At 66.1% G+C, this 1,124-nt stretch carries 1 protein-coding gene; it reads left to right on the plus strand.

Going from position 1 to position 1,124, the window contains the following annotated elements:
• Positions 1 to 130: 130 nt before the first annotated feature.
• The coding region (locus IEZ24_RS21400; RefSeq protein ID WP_191192900.1) for an IS481 family transposase at positions 131 to 1,124 on the plus strand (994 nt) is incomplete at its 3' end.

A 1,124-nucleotide genomic window follows, 5' to 3' on the forward strand; every position in this document is an offset into this window, starting at 1 on the left:
CTAGCTGTACTGATCGGGCACGTTGGTCGAGATCGTGTGACGACACGGTCTGAATGAGCTTGGTAGGCGAAGACCTCCGGGCGTGGAGTGGAGCTGTCTAAGGAACCGCTCCGACACCCTGGAGGTCTTCGTGTCCCACGCTAATGCCGCACTGACCCCTCGCGCCCGTCTACGGCTGGCGCGCCTCATCGTTGAGCAAGGCTGGCCCATCGCTCGAGCCGCTGAGCGCTACGACGTCTCCTGGCCGACCGCGAAGCGGTGGGCCGACCGGTACCGCCGTCTCGGCCCGTCTGGGATGAACGACGCGTCCTCGCGCCCGCACCACTCACCGAACCGGGTGCCGCAACAGGCGGTGCGCAAGATCGTGCACCTGCGCTGGAAGCATCGACTCGGCCCGGTGCAGATCGCCGACAAGGTCGGTGTGGCTCCGTCCACGGTGCACAAGGTGCTGGTTCGGTGCCGGCTCAACCGCCTCACCCATGTCGATCGAGCGACCGGTGAACCGATCCGCCGCTACGAACACCCCCACCCCGGCTCGCTGATCCACGTGGACGTGAAGAAGCTCGGCAACGTCCCCGACGGCGGCGGCTGGCGCTACCTCGGACGACAGCAGGGCGAACACAATCGGCTCGCGACCAAGGCACGCACCGGCGCGAAGAATGCCTACTACGGTCCCAAGGTCGGCACCGCGTACGTGCACACCGTGATCGACGACCACTCCCGTGTCGCCTACGCCGAGATCCACGACGACGAGACCGCCGCCACCGCGGTCGGCGTGCTCTACCGCGCCGTGGCCTGGTTTGCCGAACGCGGCGTGGTCGTCGAGCGCGTGCTGTCCGACAACGGATCGGCCTACAAGTCGTTCCTGTGGCGCGACACCTGCGCAGAGCTCGGCATCGCCGTGAAGAAGACCCGGCCCTACCGACCCCAGACCAACGGCAAGATCGAACGCTTCCACCGCACCATGGCCGACGGCTGGGCATTCAAGAAGTTCTACAACTCCGAATCAGCGCGCCGGGCAGCTCTGCCAGCATGGCTCCACGAGTACAACCACTACCGGCCCCACACCGCAATCGGCGGGTCAACACCCATCACCAGGTTGACCAACCTCACCGATCAGTACA

The organism is Nocardioides ganghwensis (genome assembly GCF_014779655.1).
GTDB lineage: Bacteria > Actinomycetota > Actinomycetes > Propionibacteriales > Nocardioidaceae > Nocardioides > Nocardioides ganghwensis.